At 63.4% G+C, this 23,465-nt stretch carries 21 protein-coding genes and 1 pseudogene; 8 read left to right on the forward strand and 14 right to left on the reverse strand.

Going from position 1 to position 23,465, the window contains the following annotated elements:
* Nucleotides 1-316: 316 nt before the first annotated feature.
* A complete protein-coding gene (locus tag QWB57_RS02955; protein WP_288968270.1) occupies nt 317-1,174 on the reverse strand; it encodes a LysR family transcriptional regulator in 858 nt (285 codons plus the stop codon).
* A gap of 118 nt (nt 1,175-1,292) precedes the next feature.
* On the opposite strand from QWB57_RS02955, the gene QWB57_RS02960 reads away from it, so the two are divergent.
* From QWB57_RS02960 to QWB57_RS02970, 3 genes and pseudogenes are all read left to right on the forward strand, one after another.
* Nucleotides 1,293-2,282 (forward strand): quinone oxidoreductase, encoded by a 990-nt coding sequence (locus QWB57_RS02960; RefSeq protein WP_223629547.1) that lies wholly within the window; start codon nt 1,293-1,295, stop codon nt 2,280-2,282.
* 10 nt (nt 2,283-2,292) lie between these two features.
* Nucleotides 2,293-2,529 (forward strand): annotated as a pseudogene (locus tag QWB57_RS02965) (YciI family protein); the annotation flags it as partial.
* A gap of 90 nt (nt 2,530-2,619) precedes the next feature.
* Nucleotides 2,620-3,102 (forward strand): cupin domain-containing protein, encoded by a 483-nt coding sequence (locus QWB57_RS02970; protein WP_223629617.1) that lies wholly within the window; start codon nt 2,620-2,622, stop codon nt 3,100-3,102.
* 175 nt (nt 3,103-3,277) lie between these two features.
* On the opposite strand, the gene QWB57_RS02975 is transcribed toward QWB57_RS02970, so the two are convergent.
* Nucleotides 3,278-4,555: an acetyl-CoA C-acetyltransferase gene (locus tag QWB57_RS02975; protein WP_288968271.1), complete on the reverse strand. Its 1,278-nt coding sequence runs from the start codon at nt 4,553-4,555 to the stop codon at nt 3,278-3,280.
* A gap of 80 nt (nt 4,556-4,635) precedes the next feature.
* Between QWB57_RS02975 and QWB57_RS02980 the strand changes: the two genes are divergently transcribed.
* Together QWB57_RS02980 and QWB57_RS02985 are read left to right on the forward strand one after the other, a co-directional pair.
* Nucleotides 4,636-5,532 (forward strand): hypothetical protein, encoded by an 897-nt coding sequence (locus QWB57_RS02980; RefSeq protein ID WP_223629549.1) that lies wholly within the window; start codon nt 4,636-4,638, stop codon nt 5,530-5,532.
* A 5-nt stretch (nt 5,533-5,537) separates the two neighbouring features.
* Nucleotides 5,538-8,417: a serine/threonine-protein kinase gene (locus QWB57_RS02985; RefSeq protein WP_288968273.1), complete on the forward strand. Its 2,880-nt coding sequence runs from the start codon at nt 5,538-5,540 to the stop codon at nt 8,415-8,417.
* Here QWB57_RS02985 and QWB57_RS02990 read toward each other — a convergent pair.
* The 8 genes from QWB57_RS02990 to QWB57_RS03025 form a co-directional block, all read right to left on the reverse strand.
* The gene (locus tag QWB57_RS02990) at nt 8,414-8,680 is read right to left on the reverse strand and encodes a hypothetical protein (RefSeq protein WP_223629551.1); all 267 of its coding nucleotides are present in this window, start codon (nt 8,678-8,680) and stop codon (nt 8,414-8,416) included. The two genes, QWB57_RS02985 and QWB57_RS02990, sit on opposite strands and share 4 nt — an antisense overlap.
* Nucleotides 8,677-9,687, reverse strand: a complete 1,011-nt coding sequence (locus QWB57_RS02995) for a DUF6683 family protein (protein ID WP_288968275.1) — start codon at nt 9,685-9,687, stop codon at nt 8,677-8,679. Before QWB57_RS02995 ends, QWB57_RS02990 begins: the two co-directional genes overlap by 4 nt.
* Before the next feature lie 49 nt (nt 9,688-9,736).
* Nucleotides 9,737-10,060 carry a hypothetical protein gene (locus QWB57_RS03000; RefSeq protein ID WP_288968276.1) on the reverse strand — a complete coding sequence of 108 codons (324 nt, stop codon included), beginning with the start codon at nt 10,058-10,060 and terminating at the stop codon, nt 9,737-9,739.
* A 367-nt stretch (nt 10,061-10,427) separates the two neighbouring features.
* Nucleotides 10,428-10,874 carry a hypothetical protein gene (locus QWB57_RS03005; RefSeq protein WP_288968277.1) on the reverse strand — a complete coding sequence of 149 codons (447 nt, stop codon included), beginning with the start codon at nt 10,872-10,874 and terminating at the stop codon, nt 10,428-10,430.
* A 217-nt stretch (nt 10,875-11,091) separates the two neighbouring features.
* Entirely contained in the window at nt 11,092-11,667 is a 576-nt protein-coding gene (locus tag QWB57_RS03010; protein WP_223629555.1) for a superoxide dismutase family protein, read from the reverse strand.
* 24 nt (nt 11,668-11,691) lie between these two features.
* Nucleotides 11,692-13,110 carry a nitrogen regulation protein NR(I) gene (ntrC, locus tag QWB57_RS03015; RefSeq protein ID WP_223629556.1) on the reverse strand — a complete coding sequence of 473 codons (1,419 nt, stop codon included), beginning with the start codon at nt 13,108-13,110 and terminating at the stop codon, nt 11,692-11,694.
* Nucleotides 13,103-14,134, reverse strand: a complete 1,032-nt coding sequence (locus QWB57_RS03020) for an ATP-binding protein (RefSeq protein WP_223629557.1) — start codon at nt 14,132-14,134, stop codon at nt 13,103-13,105. Before QWB57_RS03020 ends, ntrC begins: the two co-directional genes overlap by 8 nt.
* A gap of 34 nt (nt 14,135-14,168) precedes the next feature.
* On the reverse strand, nt 14,169-14,930 hold the full coding sequence (locus QWB57_RS03025) for an N-acetylmuramoyl-L-alanine amidase (protein WP_223629558.1): 762 nt from the start codon (nt 14,928-14,930) through the stop codon (nt 14,169-14,171).
* A gap of 185 nt (nt 14,931-15,115) precedes the next feature.
* Between QWB57_RS03025 and QWB57_RS03030 the strand changes: the two genes are divergently transcribed.
* A complete protein-coding gene (locus QWB57_RS03030; RefSeq protein WP_288968278.1) occupies nt 15,116-17,029 on the forward strand; it encodes an EAL domain-containing protein in 1,914 nt (637 codons plus the stop codon).
* 36 nt (nt 17,030-17,065) lie between these two features.
* On the opposite strand, the gene QWB57_RS03035 is transcribed toward QWB57_RS03030, so the two are convergent.
* The 4 genes from QWB57_RS03035 to glnA all read right to left on the reverse strand — a co-directional run bounded on the left by QWB57_RS03035 (nt 17,066) and on the right by glnA (nt 21,368).
* On the reverse strand, nt 17,066-18,499 hold the full coding sequence (locus tag QWB57_RS03035) for an ammonium transporter (protein WP_223629560.1): 1,434 nt from the start codon (nt 18,497-18,499) through the stop codon (nt 17,066-17,068).
* A gap of 16 nt (nt 18,500-18,515) precedes the next feature.
* On the reverse strand, nt 18,516-18,854 hold the full coding sequence (locus QWB57_RS03040) for a P-II family nitrogen regulator (RefSeq protein WP_288968279.1): 339 nt from the start codon (nt 18,852-18,854) through the stop codon (nt 18,516-18,518).
* Between the two features lie 15 nt (nt 18,855-18,869).
* Complete coding sequence (locus QWB57_RS03045) at nt 18,870-19,679, reverse strand: TorF family putative porin (RefSeq protein ID WP_223629562.1); 810 nt, start codon at nt 19,677-19,679, stop codon at nt 18,870-18,872.
* Between the two features lie 279 nt (nt 19,680-19,958).
* Nucleotides 19,959-21,368, reverse strand: coding sequence for a type I glutamate--ammonia ligase (gene glnA / locus QWB57_RS03050; protein ID WP_223629563.1), 1,410 nt, complete (start codon nt 21,366-21,368; stop codon nt 19,959-19,961).
* 217 nt (nt 21,369-21,585) lie between these two features.
* On the opposite strand from glnA, the gene QWB57_RS03055 reads away from it, so the two are divergent.
* Nucleotides 21,586-22,440, forward strand: a complete 855-nt coding sequence (locus QWB57_RS03055; protein ID WP_288968280.1) for an undecaprenyl-diphosphate phosphatase — start codon at nt 21,586-21,588, stop codon at nt 22,438-22,440.
* 71 nt (nt 22,441-22,511) lie between these two features.
* Entirely contained in the window at nt 22,512-23,453 is a 942-nt protein-coding gene (locus QWB57_RS03060) for a DUF4377 domain-containing protein (protein ID WP_223629565.1), read from the forward strand.
* The last annotated feature ends 12 nt before the right edge of the window (nt 23,454-23,465 follow it).

Raw genomic sequence — 23,465 nt, forward strand, 5'->3', positions numbered from 1 at the left:
TGACCGGCGTGGAGACCCGCACGTCCTCGCCGCTGCGGATCACCCGCGGCGAGGACGGCCACAGCCGCAACACGCGCGGAGTGTGCTGGGCGGGGGCAAACCCTAGGCAAGCCGAAGCGGGCAGCCTGATCATGGTTACCGCCGAGGCTGCCACGCCATGACTTGATTCGGGTATCGACTAGTGACTAGGGTGATGGCCTCGCACTGGGTGGACAAATCACCCGCAGTTCAGGAACCGGGTAAACAGCAACGCGTTGCAATGGATCGTTGAACGGCATCCAGCGGAACGCCAGCCGGGGAAGCCCGGCACCCACGCTCATACCAATTCGCTGGCAGCCGCCATGACGGTATCGCCGATCAGCCCACTTGCCCAAGCAACCCGCGGGCTGCGCCGTACTTCGGGGTGGATGGCCAGCCACAACGGACGCTGCACACCCCAACCGGATGCCAGCGCCACGAGACGCCGATCGTCACGTGCCAGGAAGTGGGGCAGCAGCGCAACGCCGAGCCCGGCGCAGGCGGCCTCGCACAGGATGAGCAGGTCGTTGCTGGCGAAGGCAACGCTGCGTCCTGCCGCGAACTCGCGCAGGCAGCGTGCGGTGTCGCCTCCGCCATCCTCGTCTCCGTGGCGCAGGAATCGCCAGTCGACCTCCGCAACCTCGCCCCAGCGCGGATGGGCATAGAACCCGTAGCCCACGTTCGCGAGTGGCCGACCGGCCAGCCGTTCATCCGCCGGCCGCCCCAGGCGCAGCGCGATATCGGCCTCCCGCCGCGCCAGGTTGGCCTCGCGCGCCTCGCCCAGCAGCTGCAACTGGATCGCAGGGGCCAGTGCCAACGCCGGCGCCAGTCGCGGTAAAAGGAACCGGCTGGCGAAAATCGGCGGCGCCGACACCCGCACCGGCCCACTGGTGGTGCCATGCGCGTGTGCTGCGTGCGCAAGGGCGAGCGCCTCCTCCTCCAGCCGTCGTGCGTACGGCACCAGCGATTCGCCTTCGCAAGTCAGGCGCCACGCTTGCGGCAGTCGATCGAACAGGTGCAGGCCCAAGTGCTGTTCCAACGTCGCGATGCGGCGTGCCACCGTGGTGTGCTCCACGTCGAGTGCCCGCGCTGCGGCACTGAGTGTGCCGAGGCGAGCAACTTCAAGGAAATAACGGATGCCATTCCAGTCGGGCAATGCCGATGGCAGCCGGGAGTCAGTTGTGTTTTTTTGCACAAGCGTGGTGCCAAAACGGGGAATGACTGCATATATTCGCACGACTAGACTGCTGGCCCGTTCCCATCTGAAGACCGCCATGCGCGAATCCACCTGTCAACGACGCATCACCCTGACTGGCCACGGCGGCCCCGGGCAGCTGCGCCTGATCGAATCGGCCCTGCCCCCGCCCGGCCCCGGCGAAGTCCGCGTGCGCCAGCGCGCCATCGGCGTGAACTTCGTCGACGTCTACTTCCGCACCGGGGTGTACGCGCTTCCGGCGTTTCCCAGCGGACTGGGCGTCGAAGCGGCCGGCATGGTCGAAGCAATCGGCGAAGGTGTGGACGATGCCTGGTTGGGCCGACGCGTGGCGTATGCCGGCCCGCCCATCGGTGCGTATGCAAACGTGCGCAACCTGCCGGTGGCGCAACTCGCATGCTTGCCCGCCAACGTGGACGACGACACCGCCGCGGCGATCCTCCTGCGTGGGCTGACCGCCCACATGCTGTTCGCTCACGTACGCCCCTTGCGCGCAGGCGATGTCGTGCTGGTGCACGCTGCGGCAGGCGGGCTGGGTCTGGTGCTGGCGCAGTGGGCCAGCGCACTCGGGGCACGCGTGATTGGTACCGTCGGCTCGGACGAGAAAGCCACGCTCGCCCATGCCCATGGCACCGAGCGCACCGTGATCCACACGCGCGAGGATTTCGTCGCCGCGACCCGCGACTTCACCAATGGCCGCGGCGCGGATTTCGTGATCGACGGGATCGGCGGCGCGACCTTCGACCGCTCGCTCGACGCCCTAGCGCCATTCGGCATGGCCGCCTCGATCGGACAAGTGGCCGGTGACGTCGCCGCGATCGACATGGCCCGTCTGCATGCGTCGCGCTCGATCGCAGTATCGCGCCCGGGCGTATTTCGCTTCGTCGCCGATTCTGAGCGCTACCGCGAAGGCTGCCAAGCCGTGTTCGATCGCCTAGCCACCGGCCTGCGCGTGCGCATCAGCGAACGGTTGCCACTTGCCGATGCGGCGCGCGCGCACCAGTTGCTTGAATCCGGCCGCAGCGCCGGCTCCCTCCTGCTCGTTCCCTGAAGGCCTCGTGATGCTTTTCATTGTCCTGTTGACCTACCGGCAACCCCTGGCCGTCGTCGACCGCCACATCCCCGAACACCGCGCCTTCCTGGCGCGCCATTATCGCGCCGGCCACTTCCTGCTCTCCGGGCCACTGGAGCCGCGCGATGGGGGCGCGATTCTGGCCCGCGCGCCCGATCGGGCGACCCTCGACGAATGGTTGCGGGAGGATCCATTCCATGCGAACGAGATCGCCGCCTACTCCGTGGTTGCGTGGACGCCGACGCTGCGTGCCGAAGAGGTGGATCCAACGCTCGCCCCGGCGGCATCCACGGTCCCTGCGGGCGATGATCCGGCCATCGAAACCACTGCGCCGTTCCCGGTTGCCGTTTTCGCGGACCACGTACCACCACGGCCCCTGACCTCCGCCTATCCCGCGCCGTTCGCTCAGCGCCTGGCAGGCCGCGAGAAGCGCGTGCTCGGTGATCGGTTCGGCCTGCGCAACTTCGGCGTGAACCATGTCACCCTGCAACCCGGCGCGCAATCGGCGCTGCGTCACGGGCACGGGCGCCAGGACGAGTTCGTCCACGTGCTTCGAGGCGAATTGGTCTTGATCACCGATGTCGGCGAAAGCCGCCTGACTGCCGGCATGAGCGCCGGCTTCCGCGCCGGCAGTGGTGATGCCCATCATCTGCTCAACCGCGGGACGTCGCCCGCGGTGTATCTGGAGGTCGGCGACCGCAGCCCCGGTGACCGCGTGCAATACCCCGACGACGATCTGCAGGCCGTGTTGATCGAGGGGCGTTGGTCGTTCGCCCACAAGGACGGAACACCCTACTAACCCGAAGCCACCCCGTCCGTGATTCCGGGGTAGAACCGGTCAGCCGAGAGTGAGTCAGCGGCGGAAGGCGCTGGCATGTGACAAAAAGCGAGACTGTCTTGGCAGCCGGATTCAAGCGATACGAGCTGAGCAGGCGCCGTGGCACCTGCAAGCAACATCGCCGCCGCCAGCAACATCATCGCTCCAAGATCGCTACCACGCCCATCCCGCCAGCGGTGCAGATGCTGATCAGGCAACGGCCGCTGCCGCGCTGCTTCAATTCCTTGGCGGCGGTGGCGACGATGCGTGCGCCGGTGGCGGCGAACGGGTGACCGGTGGCCAGTGATGAGCCATTGGGGTTGAGCTTGGCCGGGTCGATGCTGCCCAGTGCCGCGTCCAAGCCCAGCCGGTCGCGGCAGTAGGTGGCGTCTTCCCATGCTTTGAGCGTGCACAATACTTGCGCGGCGAAGGCTTCGTGGATTTCGTAGAAGTCAAAATCCTGCAGGCGCAGGTTGTTGCGCTTGAGCATGTCGGCAACCGCCACGGTGGGCGCCATCAGCAGGCCCTCGCCGTGGACGAAATCGACCGCAGCGACCTGCGTGTCGCGGATATGGCACAGCACTTCATGACCGTGGGCGGCCGCCCATTCGTCGGTGGCCAGCAGGCAGGCCGATGCACCATCGGTCAGCGGGGTGGAATTGCCCGCCGTCAGGGTGCCCTTGCCCGAGGTTTTATCGAACGCAGGCTTCAGTGTGGACAGTTTTTCCACGCTGGAATCGGGGCGCAGGATGTTGTCGCGGCTCACGCCACGGAAGCTCACCACCAGATCATCAAAAAACCCGCGTGCATACGCAGCAGCCAATTTCTGATGCGACGCTGCCGCCAAGGCGTCCTGCGCGTCGCGGCGGATGCCCCATTCCTTGGCCATGTCTTCGCAATGTGCGCCCATCGATTTGCCGGTGCGCGGTTCGGCCACACCGGGGAAATCCGGCTTCAATTCGGACAATCTGAAGCCTTTGAATGCGGCCAATTTCTGCCCGAAACTTTTGCCTGCCGCCGCTTTCAGCAAGCGCGCACGCAGTGCCTTGCCGTACACAATCGGGACATCGGAGGTAGTGTCCGAGCCGCCGCCGATGCCGGCCTCGATCTGCCCGGTGGCAATTTTCCCGGCGATGTGGATCAGCGTATCCAACGAGGTGCCGCAGGCGCGCTGCAGGGTAATGCCCGGCGTGAGTGGCGATAGCCCCGACGACAGCGCGGCTTCGCGGCCCAGATTCCAGTCGGACGAATGCTTGATCACCGCACCCATCGCCACTTCGCCCAACGGCTGTCCTTGCAGGCCGAATTTTTCGACCAGCGCGCCCAACGTGCGCACCGAAAGCCCCAAGTTGCCCACATCGGCATACGCCGTGTTTTGCCGGCAAAAAGGAATGCGTACACCACCCAGCACCGCCACGGGACGACCGTATTGCATGACTCACCTCAAGGACGCGCCCGCGCAGCGGGCATAATGTAGGCCGAGTGTAGCGCCGCCTTTCCGAGTCAAGACTCCATATGTCGCAAGCGTCCAATTCCCCAGCCGTGTTCCGCGGCGTGATCGCCATTGAGTTGCGTGACGGCAGCCCACCCGAACGCGCCGCATTACCCGCAGCATCCGCCGGCGAAGTGGCCGCACTGTTGGGCCGCGACTTGGCCAAGCTGGCCCCTGATGTTGCCGATTGCGAGTTGGCGCTGCTGGCCGCGCATTTTGATCCCGCCGAAGCCTTGCGCCCGGCGTGGCCGCTGCACCGGCACGTGCAGGAATTGCTGCAACGTGCGCCCGGGCAGGCGCAAGGCGCCCGCGTGATCGGGTTTGGTGCCGATGCACAAGGCGCGTTGCCGGTGCCGATGCAAGCCGATGCGGCACTCGCCGGCGGCGGCTTGCGGGTGTTGCCATTCGTGCTGCGCGGCGGCGCATTCGACAGCGTGGCCGAGCAACTGGAATCGAAATTATTCGACTGCGGCATGGCTCAGGCCGATGCCGCACTGGCCTTGCAAGAAGGTCTGGGTGCACGCATCGAACATATCCGCTACCTGAGCCTGCATGACTTGCTGGCGATGATGGCGATGCAATACCAGAACGCCGGGCTGGAGGGCATGTGGACCTTGCTGGAAACCGCCTTGCTGGAACCTGCCGGCGAGTGGTTATTGGATGCGCCACCGGAACCGCTGGCGCGCTATGCCGATGGCGAAGTGCGCATTGCCTTGCTGGATCCGGCGACATGGCAAACCCGCAATGCCCCGCAGCAAGACGATGCAGCCAAACTGGAGCGCGGTTTTACCTTGTTCCAAATGCGTTGCCGGCAATACGCCGCGGTGCTGGAAGCCCATGGCGTACCGGTGCAGTACGTGCATTGTGCGGATGGTCAGCCACACTGTTTGCACTTTCCTCTTCAGCGCTGGCGGGATTGAGCGATATGAACAACCACGCCGCAGAGCAGCGCCGCCACGCTTTGAAAATCTTCGATGCGGTAGTTGATCTTGCCGCGAGTGCACGCGGCAACAAGCTGACCGAGTTGTGTGGTGATGATGCCGCGTTGCGCGCACAAGTACAGGCCCTGCTGGATGCCGATGCGGCCGCCACGGAGCCGTTTAGCGGCAACGCAGATGTGTGGGGGGGGGCACTCGGGCATGAGGAGAGTCCGCAACACGACCCCATGCTTGGCCGCAGTATCGGCGCGTGGAAAATCATTGACGTCATCGACCGCGGCGGCATGGGCGCGGTGTATGCGGCGGAGCGCAGTGATGGTGCGTATGCGCAGCACGCGGCACTCAAGCTGATTCGCGCCAGCGCGGATTCACAAGCGGCGCGTGAGCGTTTCCTGCGTGAGCGACAAATTCTTGCGGGCTTGCAACACCCCAATATCGCGCGGTTATTGGACGGCGGATTCAGCGCTGAGGGCGAACCCTATTTCGTGATGGAGCGTATCGATGGCGTGGCCATCGACCGTTGGTGCGATGTGCACACACTCGGCCTGCGTGAACGCATCGTGTTGTTCTTGCAGGTGCTCGACGCGGTGCGTTATGCACATCGGAATCTGGTCGTACACCGCGACCTCAAGCCGTCCAATTTATTGGTGGATACCGAAGGCCGGGTGAAGCTGCTCGACTTCGGCATCGCCAAGCAATTGGCCGATGCCGAAGCCACGGCGACCCTCGATCGCGCACTCACCTTTGAATACGCCAGCCCCGAACAGCTGCATGACGCGCCGATCACCACCGCCACCGACCTCTGGCAGTTGGGCGTGATCTTGCATCGCTTGTTATCGGGCGCGCATCCGTTCGGGCTGACCCGCGACACCCCGGTCGCCAGCCAGCTGCAGCAGCTGGAACGCGAGCCCGAACCGCTGACCCGGGCTGCTTCCAGCGCACCCGCAGAACAAGCAGCGCTACGCGGCGGATTGAGCCCGACGGCACTTTCCAAGGCGCTACGCGGCAGCCTCGCCGACATCGTGCAAGCGTGTTTGCGTCGCAACCCCGAGCAGCGCTATGCCTCCGCCGATGCTCTGGCGAATGATTTGAAGGCGTGGTTGGACAACCGCCCAATCGCTGCCGTGCCGCTGTCGCGCATGCAGCGCACGCGACTGTGGCTGCGCCGCAACCGTGCGCTGGCGGCTTCGCTGGCGGCAATTACCGTGGCGCTGCTTGCTGGCACCGGGGTGGCGTTGTGGCAGGCGCGGGAGGCGCGCACGCAAGCACAGATCGCGCAGCGTGAAAGTGACAGCGCACGCACCACGCTGGCGTTCCTCACCGATACGCTGGCCGCCGCATCGCCCGATCAAGCGATGAGTACCGATGTCAGCGTCCGCCAACTACTCGACCAGGCACGCACGCAACTCGATCAGAAGCGGCTCGATCCGCAAGTGAAGCAGTCGGTGCAACGGCTACTTGGGCGACTGTACACGTCGCTGGGCGAACCGAAGACCGCCGCCGCCTTGCTCGAACAAGGTCTGCGCGGGGTAACGCCGTCCAGCCGCGAAGAGGCACTGCTGCTGGCCAGCGACCTGGATGCCTACTCCAGCGCCTTGGGCACGCTGGAGCGCGGCAAGGCATCGCTGGCAATCGCGCAACGTGCGGCCACGCTGCGTGGCAGATTCGCATCCGACGATCCCGCGCAGCAGCTCTACATCCATGACCAGCTGGGAATCGCGTACTACCGCAACGGCGACAACAAACAGGCAGAGCAGGAGTGGCTGCAAGTGCTGGCGCTGGCACGCAGCATGAAGGATCCGCCGCGAGACGTGGTGATCAACAGTAGCCAGACTCTTTCCTCGATGTTGTCGTTCAACGGCGATTACAAGCGAGCCCTGCAGATCGTCGACCAGGGCATCGCCTTTGCCGACCGCAGCGGTATCCCGGCCGATCATCCGATGCGCATCAACCTGCTGCGCTCACGCGCCGAAGCCCTGCTCAAACTGGGCGATGCCAGGTCCGCCGAACCCGTGATCCGCCGAGCCATTGCCCTGCAACGCAAGACCACCAGCGACACCGGCAACCACATGGCGACGCTGCAGAACACACTTGGCCTTGTACTCAACGATCTGGGGCGCTACCGCGAAGGCCTTCAGGCAATCGCCCAAGGCGAATCAATCGGAAGCGCGGCGACACCAGCACCAACCGAGCGCGCGATTTCGCTGATGAACCTGTCTGGAACCAACGAAAATGCCGGCGATTACGCCGCGGCGCTGGCGCTGGGCAAGCAAGCGCTGGCCCTGCTGGATGCAGCCGGTCTCTCCGCTGACGATCCGCAACGCCGCATGTTGGAGCGTAATTACGTGCGGAGCCTCGGTCTTGCCGGGCAGCAAGCCGAGGCCTTCAAGCGCATGCAGGCCCTGCGCGAACGCGCACGCACATTGGATGGCGAGGATTCGGCCGAATACGCCTTGACGACGTGGCAGTTGGTCGTGATTGCCCGACACCTGCACGACCCGGCACGTGGCCTGCCGCTGCTGGCGGAAGCCCGCAAGCGCTGGTCCGCGCTGGTGCCGAACACCCATCCGGTGTTTACCCATGCGCTGCGTGCAGAAGCCTCATTTGCACGCGATAGCGGCGATCTTGCGCACGCAGAAACCTTGCAGCGCGAGGCTATCGGCAAGTTTGAAGCGGCGGGCGCACTGCCAGTCGACCTTGCCATTGCGCACGAAGAACTTGCCGGCATCCTGTTCGACCGCGATGATAAAAACGGGGCTCGCCAGTTGCTTGAACACGCGCTACCTGTATTGCGCGAAGCGTTATTGCCGCAAGAAAACAGCCGCGCCGATGCCGAGTCGCTGGCGCACAAATTAGGCATGCGCTAGCCCTTGCTTGGTGCCGCCACTTTTTTCTCGCTCACCATCGCCTTGCCGGACTTCACGCATTCTTGTTGCGCGGCTTTCCCGCCTGCGCCATCGAGCATGTCCGCGCAGCAGGACGCGATCTGTTTGTCGCTTCTGGCATGCTGGTATTTGACGCATTGTTCGGCGGCGCCCTTGCCGCCGTTGACCGAATCGGCGTGCGCGGTCGGCGCCAATGCGGCACAAGCGAGGATGAAGGGCAAGGTGATCTTGAAGCTCCGAATCATGATGTGCTCCCAGTGATGAGGGTTCCCGGCATGTGGTGCCCGCTTGACGCGCGCCGGGATTCGCGTCGGGCGAAAGGCGTGTCCGGCGAGACCGCGACCGTGCCGCCGCCGGCATTGGCGGAGTAGGCATTGCCGGCGATGGCGAATGACATCCCGGTCGGTTGGTACTGGGTCGAGAACGATGATCCGACGGTCATCGACAGGATCAGGCAGTCGTAATGCCCGTCAGCCAGGCGACCGCCGCTGGCAGCGGCCGCGCCGGTGGTGGGTGCCGACGCAGCGGTGGGTGCAACCGGCGACAACATTCCGCCAAGAACCTGCGGTTCGACATGCAGCAGCTTCCGGCTGAAGCCGGCGGCCATCGTCCTGGCCTGCTCGACCTGCGTGGCATTGCCGTGCTGCTTGCCGTCCACGTAGAACACCAGCGGCAGGCCGGCGGCGGCGAGCAGAACGTCGTAGCGCGCGGTCTTGTCCTTGTCCGGGGCGCGGGCGATGTCCGACTGCGCCAGACTCGCATTGAGTGAATCGAACAGTCGCTGCTGCGCGTCGGCATCCGGCTCCCGTTCGGTCTGCACGGTCGCCACGGAGGCGATGAAGAAGGTCATCGCGCCGGCGATCGTGTTCTGCCACTTGCCCTTGTACTTCAGCGCGAACATCTCCTTGCCCGCGCCAGCCAGTTGCAGGATCTGCCGCCGTTCCTCCGGCGAGTTGCCCAGGCTGTCGGCCAGCTGCTGCACCGCGTCGCCGCCCGCCACCGGGGTGAACAGCGTGGCCGTCGGCGAGGTGGGGCGGCTGGGTGCCACGCTGCTGCCCGGCGTGACCTTGCCGCCATAGCGCGGGTACTTGGCGCAGACATCCGGCAGGCGCTCGTGCTTGCGCAGTGCGCTGTCGCAGATGGCGGTGTCCATGATCTGGTGGTTGATGGCGCTGTTGACCAGCCATTGCTGCGCATGTGCGGCCGGCGCGCACGCCAGCATGGCAAGGAGGGCGAGATGACGCGTTTTCATCCGGAAGCTCCGGCAAGGAGAGTGCAATGCCACACGATCCCGTGCCCACTCATGTCGCACCCCCGCAGTCGTCCACGGGCGTCAGGGTGAAATGCTCGCCACCGCTGGTAGTGCGCGACTGGCTGCCGGCGGTGGTGGTGCCGCCGCCTTCGGTGGTCAGCGTGCCCGGCTTGTCTGCGCCATCGGGGAATTCGATGTGATAGCGCCCGCCGGCACTCCAATGCAGGCCGGGAATGTTGGGTGTGCGCACGAACTTGTAGGTGCCGTCCACGCCGCCGCTGAATGCCACCCCGAACATCCTGCCGTTGAGCACAAAGCTCTGGCTGATATCGCAAATGGTGTCATCCACCGGGTCACCGCTGCCGCCAACCACGTGGTAAGCGCGTGGTGCGACAGCTGCACCGATCCCGCCACAACGCGGGCGTTTGTCGTTTTCATCCGTGCGTGGCGCATTGGTGCATGGTTCTTCCGGCGGCGCAGTTGTTGCAATGGGTGCATTTGCTGCTGCAGGCACGGGTTGGGAGGGCGCTGCAGTGTGCGGTTCCTGCTTCGGTGCGCAGGCAACAAGCAGCACAAGTGCAGTGGTGCAAAGGATGGGCCATGCGGATCTGGGCATGTGCAGGGTCCGTGGAGGTTGCGTGGTCATTCCACTGGGTTGTCGGGAGTCGCTTGTCGTGGGGGACATCACTTAGCGCAGCCTCCCCACCAGTGGCTGTGGGTCCGCAGGTTGCAGTGGCGGATCATGGCGTGGCTTCGCAGTGATCAATCCGCGTCCATTGGTCGGTAAACGTCTGGTGTACGGCTTTTGCTTGCACGGTCAGGCCCGAGCCACGCCCGGTCACCGCGGCGGCGGCGGTGTAGGTCGCGGTCATCTTGTCTTCCGGGCCGTCAAGCGTGTAGGTGTATGCGGTATTGGCCATGCCGCCGCCACCGGCAAACACCCAGTCCACCTTGCCGCTTTTGCGGTCGTTGGGTGTGTACTTCAAGGTGATCATGCCGCGCCCGATTTTGCCGCTGAACGGCCGGGTGATGTCGCAGGCGGTGAAGGATTCGCCGTTTTCCAAGGTGATGCGATAGGCGTGCGAATCGCTGGCCTGCGGACTGCCCATGCCAGCGCAGCGCGGGCGTTGGTCATTGGGATCGGTGCGCGGTTCGTGGGTGCATTTTTCGTCTTGCGGATTTTTCACCTGAAGCGCGGGGGACTGTGCTGCCATGCTCGAGGGCGGCGGCGATCCGGATTTGTGCGCGTCGTTCGGAGCCTGATCTGGCGAACACGCCGCCAACACGCACAGCGCAAATGGCGCACAACAACGTAGTGCGAGATGCATGGGAAATATCCGCCAGGGGTGTTATCTCCTCTAGCGGAAAAATGCACCGGAACCGGACAACCGCCCGCGAACAGGTTTATGGCGTGGCGCGAATCACCCCGCAGGCCACCCGCGCACCGGCATTGCCGGCCGGCTGGCTGCTGTAATCGTCGGCATTGGCGTGGACGATGATGGCACGGCCCACGATGTCGGTGGCTGCACTGCCCCCCAAACCGACGCCATCCACTTGCACAGCCACATGCGCCACGCCATTGGCATTGGCGATCAGGTTGTCGCTATCCCCCGCATGGTGTGCACCGTGCCCGGCGCGGCCATGCGGCTGCATCGCCGGGTTGAAGTGGCCGCCGGCGCTGGCCGCATCCACTGCGCTGCAATCGCCTTTTTCGTGGATGTGAAAGCCGTGGCTGCTGCCTGGCGTCAGACCACCGATATCACCACGGATGTACACGCCTGCGCCCATTGGCAGCAAGGTGAGTTTGCCGCTGACCAAGCTGCCGGAAGCCGAGGCGAGGTTGGCCACGGCTTGCTTGCTGGTGCTGATGGCAGCGGGGGTTGCTTGCGTGGGTTTGGGGGCGACCGCCGGCTGGCTGGCACAGGCGGCCAGCATCAAGGGGAAGACCATCGACAGGCTGGATGCGGTATGGCGGTGCATGGTGTTCTCCTGTGCGGGTTTGCGTCAGCTAATCGGTGCTTGCTTGCGTGAGCTGCCCAACTTGCGGGTAATCGTATTGCGGCCCAACCCGAGAGCTTGGGCCGCGTCACCACGATGCCCGTCGCAGTGAGCCAGTGCCGCGTCCAACAAGGCTTGTTCGAACTGCGCCTTGGCCAGTGCGTGCAACTCGGGGGTATGTTGGCGCAACTGCTGTTGCGCCCATGTCGATAACGGCTGCGTCCAGCTAACGGCGACGTTGCCGGCGTGTGCAACCGCGCCGGGCAGAGTGTCGGCCAAATCCTGCACGCCGATGCTGTCGCCTGGGGCCAATGCAGCCAAGCGCCAACACAGGTTTTCCAACTCACGCACATTGCCCGGCCAAGCGTGTGCTTGCAGGCGTTCGAATGCAGCGTTGCTGAACTGTTTGACAGGCAGTTGCAGGCGCTGCGCGGCATGCGCCAGAAAGCGCGCAGCCAGCTCGGGAATATCTTCGCTGCGCTCACGCAGGGGTGGCAGCGGCAGCCGCACCACATTCAAGCGATGCAGCAAATCGGCGCGAAACCGCCCGGCATCGACCAAGGCTTCCAGCGGCTGATGGGTGGCTGCGATCAAGCGCACATCCACGCGGATCAGCTCGCGCCCACCGACGCGGTAAAACTCGCCCTCGGCCAGTACGCGCAACAACCGCGTTTGCAGTGCCGCTGGCATGTCGCCGATTTCATCCAGAAACAGGGTACCGCCATCGGCCTGTTCGAAACGGCCGATATGGCGTTTGCTGGCTCCTGTGAATGCACCAGCCTCGTGGCCGAAGAGTTCGGACTCCAGCAATTCGGATGGGATCGCTGCGGTATTCAGCGCGACAAACGGTCGCGTGGCACGCGGGGATTCGCGATGCAGCGCACGTGCCACCAACTCCTTTCCGGTACCGGTTTCGCCGGTGACCAAGACCGACAACGGTACCTGCGCCAACCGGCCAATGGCACGAAACAGAGCACGCATCGCCGGCGCATGGCCCACCAGCAGGCTGCCATCGGCAGCGGCCGGCGCAATGACGGGAGTGGCGACAGGGGTGGGCTGTGGCAAGGCGCGGCGGACCAGTGCCACCGCTTCATCCAGATCGAACGGTTTGGACAAAAACTCGTGCGCGCCGCCGCGAAACGCGCCGGCGGTGCTGGCCACATCGGTATAGGCCGACATCACGATCACCGGCAGTTGCGGCTGCGCCGCTTTGAGTTTGTCCAGCAGCTGCAGGCCACCGTCGCCGGGCATGCGCACATCGGTGATCACCAGTGCCGGTACCGTGCCGGTGTGCAGCATGTCGAGGGCATCGGCTGCATTGCTGAAAGCTTCCACCGCGTAGCCGGCATCGCGCAATGCGGTAGCCAAGACATAGCGCACGGCGTGGTCGTCATCCACCACCCACAGACCTACCGGCTCAGTCATGACTTGGCTCCGATAGTGGCAGCAACAGGGTGAATACGGTATGCCCGGGGCGCGAGCGCCAAGTCAACGATCCGCGATGCTCACGCGCGATCTGCTGGGTCAGCGCCAGCCCCAAGCCGGTGCCGTCGGCGCGACCGCTGACCAAGGGCAGCAAGACATGTTCGGCCAACTCTGTCGGAATGCCGCAGCCGTCATCGACGATATCCAGACGCAATGCCTGCGCATGCACGGCATCAAAAATGCGCGCGGCATGCTCCACCCGGGTGCGCAATTGCACCACGCTGGCACCGGCTTCCAGCGCGTTGCGCACCAAGTTCCACACCGCTTGGGTCAGGCGGTCGGCATCACCTTCGACATCTGGCAAAGACGGGTCGTAGTCGCGCTGCAAACGGGTCACCCAGCCGGCATCGGTTTCGGCCAAGCGCAGCACACGCTCCAATACTTCGTGGATATTCAACGGTGCAAACGCACGCGGCGGTGCCGGTGACAGCAAGCGATCCACCAGCGTGGCCAAGCGCTCCACTTCGGCCTCGATCAAGCCGGTCAATGCACGGCTGTCGGCATCACCACGGCGCGCCAGCAATTGCGCCGCGCCCTTGATGCCGGCCAGTGGATTGCGCAGTTCATGAGCCAAACCTTTCAGCGACGCACTCAGCGCCGCCGGCAGCGATTGGGTATGGGTGTCGCTGCCGAACTCATCGACCGGGTGCAGCTCCAGCCAGCGGCCGCTGGTGGCGCACGGTGCTAGCCATAAGTCGGCAAACTGCAGCTCGTCACTGCCGGGGGCGGCCAAGGCCACCCGCCGCAAGCGTTGCGGGGCATCGGTGTCGACTTGCAGGGCGACGGCCAGCGTTTGTGTCTGCCGTTCCAGCGCTGCCGCCGGCGTGCCCAACAGGCGGCGGCGACTCACGCTTAGCCAGCGCCCTGCCGCCAGATTGGTGTGCGCCACGCGGCCATCGGTATCCAACCACAGCAATGGCGTGGTCAGGTCATCCAGGATGTCGAACGGCAACGGGGCAGGCATTGCACTAATTTAGTGCAAACCCGGGGTCGTGTGGTCAGGGCCGCATCGCTAGGCGTTGATTGCTCAGTGCATGCAGGATACGCAAATCTTCCGCATCGAAGCTGGCCTGCGGGTCTTCGCCGTCGTCACGGCCGCGATAATGGCGATGGAAGGCACGCACCGCAGCCGCACGATCGGCCAATGGATAACCCACCGCCGCCATCGCCAGCCACGGGTCAAACCCCGCCGGTGGATCTTGCAAGCCGCCCTGCGGCCACAGCCCGAACCCTGCATCCGCCAAACGTTGCCACGGGAACAAGGCGCCGGGGTCACGTTTGCGGGTGGGTGCCAGATCAGCATGCCCGATGACCTGGGTTTTGGGGATCGACAAGCGCGTGGTCAAATCATCCAGCAAGCGCAGTAGCGCGGTGATTTGCGCGTCGGTGTAGGCGACCCCCACGGCATTATCGATTTCGATCCCGATCGAAGCCGAATTGAGATCGGTAATCGTGCCCCAGCGGCCACCGCCGGCATGCCAAGCACGGGCGCCGTCATCCACCAACTGATAGGTCACGCCGTCTTTGCCGATCAGATAATGCGCACTGACCGGGCCTTTGCTGTTGGCGGTGCGCAAGGTATCCAGGCTTTGCTGCACGGAATGTTGCTCGGTGGCGTGCAACACGATGATGACGGCACGGCGTGCATCCGCATTGGGGGATGGCACCCATTGCGCCAGCGGGTTGTGCATCGGCACGGGCGTGTGCGCGCACGCGCTGAGCAACAAGAGCAGCAGGAGATAACAGGCAGGTCGCAACATATCCGGATCATAGTGCATGTATGTGGGTATGGCAGCGGGCATTCGTTGCGGAAGTCAGGCATGTCTCGACAGCAGCCCGACTTCGACATACCGTGTTGCCGCTTGGGGACTGTGAACAGGTAACGCCGTTGGTGATGCCACGCACGCCTCTGCCCGCCCCCGCAGGCAATCCTGGAAACCCACGAATGACCGCCGAGCTGAACGGACGCCATCGCCGCGCCTTGCCAGATGCACTGTTGGCGCTGCAACAACAGCGCTTTCGGCAAATACTGTGGCTGTTGATGGGCGCATTTGGCGCCGTGATGCTGGCCAATGCATCGCTTGGACGATGGACATCCGCCAGCATCGAGCTGGCCATGCTTGGGCCGATGTTGCTGGCGTACTGGTGGAACAGACGCGGGCATCTGGTGCGCGCCGCATGGTTTTTGATCGTCACGCTGATGCTGGGCCTGACCGTATTGATGGTGATCGGCCAAGGCTTGTTTGACGAAGCCGGGATGGCGTATCCGGCACTACTGGTGTTTGCCGGACTGTTTGGTAACCGACGGTTGCTGCTGTGGTTCACCAGCATGATGGTGCTTTCGTTCATCAGCGTGTACTTGCTGGATGTATCCGGGCTGATGCCTCACTCGCCATTGCCGGTTGGGCCGCTGCGCGCTTTCAATGTGTGCCTGATCGTCACCCTGAGTGGGTTTTTCGTGTGGTTGATCGTGAGTGACTTGCGGCGTGTGTTGACGCGGTTGGAGTCCGAAAAGCTGGCCTTGCAGGCCTCGCATGCGCAAATTGAATATTTGGCCTTGCGCGATAGCCTGACCGGGTTACCCAACCGGGTGTCGGCCAAAGAGCAATTGAAACGATTATTGATGGACAGTGCGGATTCGCCGCAAATGGTTGCAGTGCTGCTGCTGGATTTGGATAACTTCAAAACCATCAATGATTCGCTTGGGCATGCCGCGGGCGATGTGCTGTTGTGCCAGGTCGCCGACGCACTTGGGATGTGCGTGGGAAATTCCGGCATGGTGGCGCGCGCATCCGGCGATGAGTTCTTCATCCTGCTCGGCGGTGTGCAGACGCAGGACTCGGTGGATGACATGGTGGGCCGTATCTTTGACACCTTGGAGCAGGCGTTTCCGCTGGATGGGCTGGATGTGCCGGTCACCGCATCGGTGGGCATTGCGATGGCGCCTGGCGATGGCAACGATGCCAGCACGCTGCTCGAGCACGCCGATATGGCGATGTACCGAGCCAAGGAATCCGGCCGCAATACCTTCCTGCACTTTGCCCCGGACATGGCCGGCGGCGCGGTGGAGGATTTGAAAATTGCATCACGCCTGCGTCTGGCGATTGCACAGAACGAGCTGCAATTGCATTTTCAGCCGCAAATCGGATTGCGCAGCGGTCGCATCACCGGTGCCGAAGCGTTGTTGCGCTGGCAGCACCCCGAGTGGGGGCTGGTGGCACCGGCACGTTTTATTCCCATCGCCGAGCGCAGTGGCCTGATCACCGTGATTGGTGATTTGGTAATGCAGCAAGCGTGTCAGGCAGCCCGTGCGTGGCGTGCGCAGGGCTTGGGTGAATTGGTAGTCGCGGTGAACGTGTCGCCACTGCAATTTCAGCGCGGCAATTTGGAGGCGGTGGTGTCTGCGGCGTTGAACAGTGCCGGCCTGCCCACCAGTGCGCTGGAATTGGAGTTGACCGAATCATCGCTGCTGGCCGACGCCCAACATCTGAGCGCGGCCTTGCAACGCCTGAGTAGCACCGGCGTGCATATCACCATCGATGACTTTGGCACGGGTTATTCCAACCTTGGCTATCTGCGCCGATTTGCAGTGGATCGACTGAAAATCGACCAATCCTTCGTGCGTCGGATGTGCACCAATCCGCATGATGAAGGACTGGTGCGCGCGATCATCGAAATGGCGCACTGCCTGGATTTGCAAGTGGTGGCCGAAGGTGTGGAGGATGCCGCTACACGGGCGCGGCTAGCCGAGTTCGGCTGCGAATTCGGGCAGGGCTTTCATTGGTCGCCGGCACTGCCGATGGATGCGTTCGTGGCATTTGTGCGTGCGCATCCAGCGCAGGGTTTGCAGACGCACTAACAGGGCGAAACCATGTGGTCTCGCCCCATCGTGCTTCTAATTGGCGTAAGCGTTTTCGCCGTGGGTGGCGATGTCCAGGCCTTCGCGTTCGGCGTCGGCATCCACCCGCAACCCCACCGTGTATTTGACGATGACAAACGCAAGCAGTGACACCGTGCCGGATAGCGCCACCGTCACCAGCACGCCCTGCAGCTGGATCCATAGTTGCGCCAGCAGGTTGTAATCGGGTGAAGCACGCTCGCTGACGTAGTCCCAGAGCCCCGCACCACCCAGCCGCGGGGCAGCGAATACACCGGTGAGCAAGGCCCCGGCGATGCCGCCCACGCCATGCACGCCAAACACGTCCAAGCTGTCGTCGGCTCGCAGCCAACGCTTCAAACCGCCCACCCCCCACAGGCAGAGTGCGCCGGTGATCGCGCCCATCGCCAAAGCGCCCATCAAACCCACCAAGCCGGCCGCCGGAGTGATCGCCACCAAGCCCGCCACTGCACCGGAGGCCGCGCCCAGCAGCGAGGGCTTGCCCTTGTGCAGCCATTCCAATGCCGTCCATGCCACTACCGCAGCGGCAGTGGCAAGGAAGGTGTTGACGAAGGCCAGCGCGGCGGTGCCATTGGCTTCCAGCGCAGAGCCGGCATTGAAGCCAAACCAGCCCACCCACAGGATCGACGCGCCGACCATGGTCTGGGTGAGGTTGTGCGGCTTCAACGCTTCACGCCCATAGCCAATGCGCTTGCCGACCATGAATGCGCCCACCAAACCGGCCACTGCGGCATTGATATGCACTACCGTGCCGCCGGCAAAATCCAACGCGCCCCTCGCCCACAGATACCCCGCCTTCGCCGTCGCCGTCGCCGCCATCGCGTTGGATGTGAACGCATCCGGGCCCGGGAAAAACCAGACCATGTGCGCCATTGGCAGATAGGCAAAGGTGAACCACAGCACGGTGAACAGCAGCACGCCGGAAAACTTCACGCGCTCGGCAAACGCGCCCACTACCAGCGCACACGCGATGCAGGCAAATGCGCCTTGAAACACAAAGAACGCCAGTTCCGGGATATACACGCCTTTGCTGAAGGTGGCAGCCAATGCATTGGCATCCAGCCCGTGTGCGAGTACCCGGTCCAGCCCGCCGATGAACGCATTGCCTTCGGTAAACGCCAGGCTGTAGCCATACAGCGCCCACAAAATGGCGACTACCGCAAACACCGCCAACGTTTGCATCAGGATTGAAAGCACATTTTTGCTGCGCACCAGGCCACCATAAAACAAGGCCAGTCCGGGCAAGGTCATGAAGATCACCAGACACGCACTCACCAATACCCACACCGTATCGGGTTTGCTGAGGCTGGGCACAGGGGCCGCCGATTGTGCGGACACGCTGCCGCAGATGCAGAGCAGCCACAACCACGCCCACTGCGGTGGGCGGGGTGACACATGCGTAATGGAAGCGTGTGCAATGAAAGTGTGCATGGAGTCCTCGCGTAGGTCAGAGCGCATCGGTGCCAATCTCCCCGGTGCGAATACGGATGGCTTGCTCGAGGCCGATCACGAACACCTTGCCGTCGCCAACCTTGCCGGTGGCGGCAGCACTCATGATGGCTTCCAGCGCGGCATCGAAGGCCGCGTTATCTACCGCGCATTCGATTTTCAGCTTGGGCAAAAAATCGACTTGATACTCGGCACCGCGGTACAACTCGGTATGGCCTTTTTGGCGGCCAAATCCCTTGACCTCAGTGACGGTGATGCCAGACACCCCCGCATCGGTCAGTGCCTCGCGCACATCGTCAAGCTTGAATGGGCGAATGATCGCAGTGATCAGTTTCATCGGTCTGTGGCTCCTTCAAAAAGTCTTGCCGAGAGTCAATGCCACGGTGTCCCTGGCCAGCGTGTGGCCATCGGGATTGATGTACAGCGCGCTATTGGCCGTACTGCCGGTATAGGCCAGCCCCAGCGTCACGCCGTTGGCAAAATTGCGGGTCAGGCCCAGCTTCCAATCGCGATAGGCGAAGGCGGCGTTGTGTGAAATCCACTGTTTGCCGGCATGCGCGGCAAGGCTCCAGTGGTCGTCAACGGCGAAGGTGGCGCTGAGGTCGAGATAGCCGCTGCCATTGGAGTCGGCATAGCCAAACAGATCGGTCGTGGCCAGCGAATACTTCGCGCCCAAGCTGACACGCTTGCTGGCGGCAAGCGTCACGCCGGCATACAACTCCAGCGTATCGGCGCGATTGAAGCCGGACGGGAAGTGGCCGGGATAGGCGTAGTACTGCACGCCCACATCCACGCTCACGGCGGGGCTTGGCGTGCCGCGCCAGCCGGCATAGGCATCCAGCTCAAGACTGCTGGAGATGGGTGCGGCGCTGCTGGAGGTATCTGCCAGCCAACTGATGTTGCTGCCCCATGCCCCCGCATACAGGCCATTGTCTGCGGCATGTTCGAAACCCGCTTGCAAGGCGGGGTGTTGATTGTTTTGCGAGATGCCGCGAAAGACATAGTCGCTAGTCAGCGACAGGTTGCCACTGTTGCCTGCTTGCGCATGGCCGATGGCAGACAAGGTGCACAAGGCCAACAAGGTGCACGCGTGCGTGCGGCTGCGTGTGCACTGCAAGGAGGCCACGCGATGAAACGGTGTTGCAAGGTCGTGAGACGGCATGACGCAGGCTCCTCATAAGCGGTAGCCCTCCCCGGTCAGTGTTGCGTACTCGTGCAATGCAGAATCGTGTGGGTTCTGCCTGCGGCGATCGTTCGATCGCATGTGCCTCCTGTTGTTGCCGCGCAGACCCGCTGCGCGCAGCCCGCCTCGCCCCCTGCCCATGCAGACAACGGCGCGGAAGGCGTGCACCCGTCAGTGCACGCTTCCGGCCGCTCCAATCCTCGCCGGGGAGGGAGCGAAGCGAGGATCAGCCTGCTTCGCTCACCCTTGCGCGGGCAATCAGAGCGTGTAGTACATCTGGTATTCCAACGGGTGCGTGGCACCACGGAACGCGGTCACTTCCTTCATCTTCAAGCCGATGTAGGCGTCGATGAAATCATCGGTGAACACCCCGCCCGCTTTCAGGAATTCGCGATCTTTGTCGAGCGCGTCCAGCGCCTGATCCAGCGAGTGGCAGACGGTGGGGTAGTTCTTCTCTTCTTCCGGCGGCAGGTCGTACAGATCCTTGTCGGACGGCGCGCCCGGATCGATCTGATGTTTGATGCCGTCCAGACCCGCCATCAGCAGCGCGGCAAAGGTCAAATAGCCGCTGTTCATCGGGTCGGGGAAGCGCATTTCGATGCGGCGTGCCTTCGGGTTGGCCACATACGGAATGCGGCAGCTGGCCGAACGGTTGGAGGCCGAATACGCCAGCATCACCGGCGCTTCGTAGCCAGGCACCAGGCGCTTGTACGAATTGGTGCTGGAGTTGGCGAACGCATTGATCGCACGCGCATGCTTGAAGATGCCGCCGATGTACCACAGCGCGGTCTGCGACAGGCCGCCGTAGCCATCGCCGGAGAACAGATTGACGCCGCCCTTGGCCAGCGACATATGCACATGCATGCCACTGCCGTTATCGCCGACGATCGGCTTGGGCATGAAGGTGACGGTCTTGCCATTGCGGTGCGCCACGTTCTTGATGACGTATTTCATGGTCATCAGGTCGTCGGCTTTCTTCACCAGCGAATTGAACTTGGTGCCAATCTCGCACTGGCCGGCATTGGCCACCTCGTGGTGGTGCACTTCCACTTCGATGCCCACTTTTTCCAGCGTCTTGCACATTTCCGCACGCAGATCGTGCAGCGAATCCAATGGTGCCACCGGGAAGTAGCCACCCTTCACCATCGGCCGGTAGCCGCTGTTGCCGCCGGCGTATTCGCGGCTGGAATTCCAATGCGCTTCTTCCGAATCAATCTGGAAGAAGGTGTGGCCCATTTCATTGGCAAAGCGCACCGAATCGAAAATGAAGAATTCCGGTTCTGGCCCGAAGAAGCCCTGCTCGGCGATGCCGCTGGCCTTCAAATACGCTTCGGCGCGATGCGCCACGCCACGCGGATCGCGCGAATAGGCTTGCATGGTGGCCGGATCCAGCACATCGCAAGTCAGCACCAGGGTGGGGTCAGCGGTGAACGGATCGATGAAGGCGGTGGCCGGGTCGGGCAGCAGCACCATGTCGGAGTTCTGGATACCGCGCCAGCCGCCAATCGAGCTGCCATCGAACATCTTGCCATCCTCGAACAGGCTGGCATCGACGATCGATTTGGGGAAGGTGACATGGTGCTGCACGCCGCGCATGTCGGCAAAACGCAGGTCCACAAATTCGATCTTGTGGTCTTTGATGAGCTTTTCGAGTTGTTCCAGCGACATGGGGTACTCCGGCAAAGGATGGAGGGGCGTAAGCAAGGGCCTGACGGTAGTGATATTAGCAAGGACCGTGCCAGCTAATAACTTATTGATTTTAAACGAATCGATAATCGACACATTGCAAATAAGCACTCACTTGGTGCAATCAATTCTCAGGTATCACCAACTTGGTGAATTGCAATCCACGGTATGCTGCGCCACCCTTCCATCTCCTCTGCCGATGAACGATCTGCTGGCCGCCCTGCTATTGGGCATCATTGAAGGCATCACCGAATTTCTGCCCATTTCCAGCACCGGCCATTTGCTGATTGCCGAGCATTGGTTGGGCGCGCGCAGCGATCTGTTCAATGTTGCGATCCAGGCGGGCGCCATCCTTGCGGTGGTGTTGATTTACTGGAAACGCTTATGGGGCATGTTGCTGGCATTTGCCGGCCGCGATGCGCCGGCCGCCTTCGACCCACTGGGCATCACCGCCACCCCGGCACAGTCGCGGGCATACGCGATCAAGTTGATGGCGGCCTTCGGTGTCACCGCGGTGCTGGGGTTGCTGGTCAAGAAATTGGGCTGGCAACTGCCGGAGTCGGTGACCCCGGTGGCTTGGGCGCTGGTCCTGGGGGCGTTGTGGATGCTGGCCGCCGAATGGCTGGCGGGCCGGCGCGCGGCGCAGGTGGGCGAGCGCACCACCATCACGTGGGCGGTGGCCTTGCTGGTCGGGGCCGCGCAAGTGCTGGCTGGCGTGTTCCCCGGCACCTCGCGCAGCGCCGCTACCATTTTCGTCGCCCTGCTGGCCGGCACCACCAGCCGCGCTGCCGCCACTGAGTTCGCGTTTCTGGTCGGCATCCCCACCATGTTTGCCGCCACCGGCTACGAGCTGTTGTCGATGTACAAGCAGGGCGCGCTGGGCGGCGAAGATTGGGCGGCGCTTGGCGTGGCGTTCGCGGTTTCGGCCAGCACTGCTTTTGTCGCGGTGAAGTGGTTGTTGCACTATATCCAGAGCCACCGCTTTACCGCGTTTGCGGTCTATCGTTTGGTGTTGGGTATCGCCCTGCTGGTTTGGCTGCCCACCGGTGGCTAAGCACATCATCCCCACCGGCATGCGCTCCACATCGTCTTCCCATCATCGCGTCATCGTATCGAGGTCTTCGCATGAAACGCCTGTTCCTGCTTGCACTTCCATTGGCCCTGGCGGGCTGCCCCAGCTCGCACCCGGCATCCAGCGCAACCGCCAAAGCCGACGCCAGCAATAGTGCAACCCCGGCAACAACACCCGCCACGCCCGCCGGCAGCGCCAATCCGGCGCTGAAGCCGATGAATCCCAATGTCCAGTATTCATTCCATGCGGTTGGCCCCATCCAAGCCGTCAACGTGTTGCCCAAGCAGCACTGGGCCTTGGCCACAGCCACTGATGCCAAGGGGCAACGCATCGACGCACTGTTTGCGCGCGCCGACAAACCACTGACGCTGAACTTCACCGCCAGTACGCTATCGGTAGATAACGCCTGCAATATGCTCCATACCAGCTTCAAACTCTCCGGTGCCACCATCGTGGCCACGGATTTTGCCTCCACCATGAAAGCCTGCGCGGAGCCCAAGCTGGCCGGCCTTGACCAAGCCGCCAGCAAGCGCCTGACCGGTGAACTGGGGCTGCGCATCGCCGATGGCGGCAACCCGATGCTGGAACTGACCAACAAGGCCGGTGACGTGCTGGTATTTGCTGGCAACCAGACTGCCGAAACCAAATACGGCGGCCCGGGCGAGCGCGTGTTCCTGGAAATCTCCCCCGATGCCAAACCCTGCGCCAGCGACAGCAAGGTGCTGTGCGCACAGATGCGCGAAATCCACTACGACGGCAAGGGTTTGAAAGTAGGTACCCCTGGGCCATTTGTGGAATTCAGCACGCCGATTGAAGGCTTTGCGGTGCGCCCCGGCGTGCGCAGCGTACTGCGCGTCAACCGTTTCCCGCTGAAAACTGCCGGCCAAGACGGCTCCAAGTTCGCCTATGTGCTGGACATGGTGGTGGAGGTGGAAGTTGTGAAGCAGACCGGCTCTGCGTCGCCAATGGCAGAGGCTGCCAAGCCGCAGCAATAAAGCTGGCGATGC

Origin of the sequence: uncultured Thermomonas sp. (genome assembly GCF_937872235.1) — a bacterium.
In the GTDB taxonomy this organism is placed as follows: Bacteria; Pseudomonadota; Gammaproteobacteria; order Xanthomonadales; family Xanthomonadaceae; genus Thermomonas; species Thermomonas beijingensis.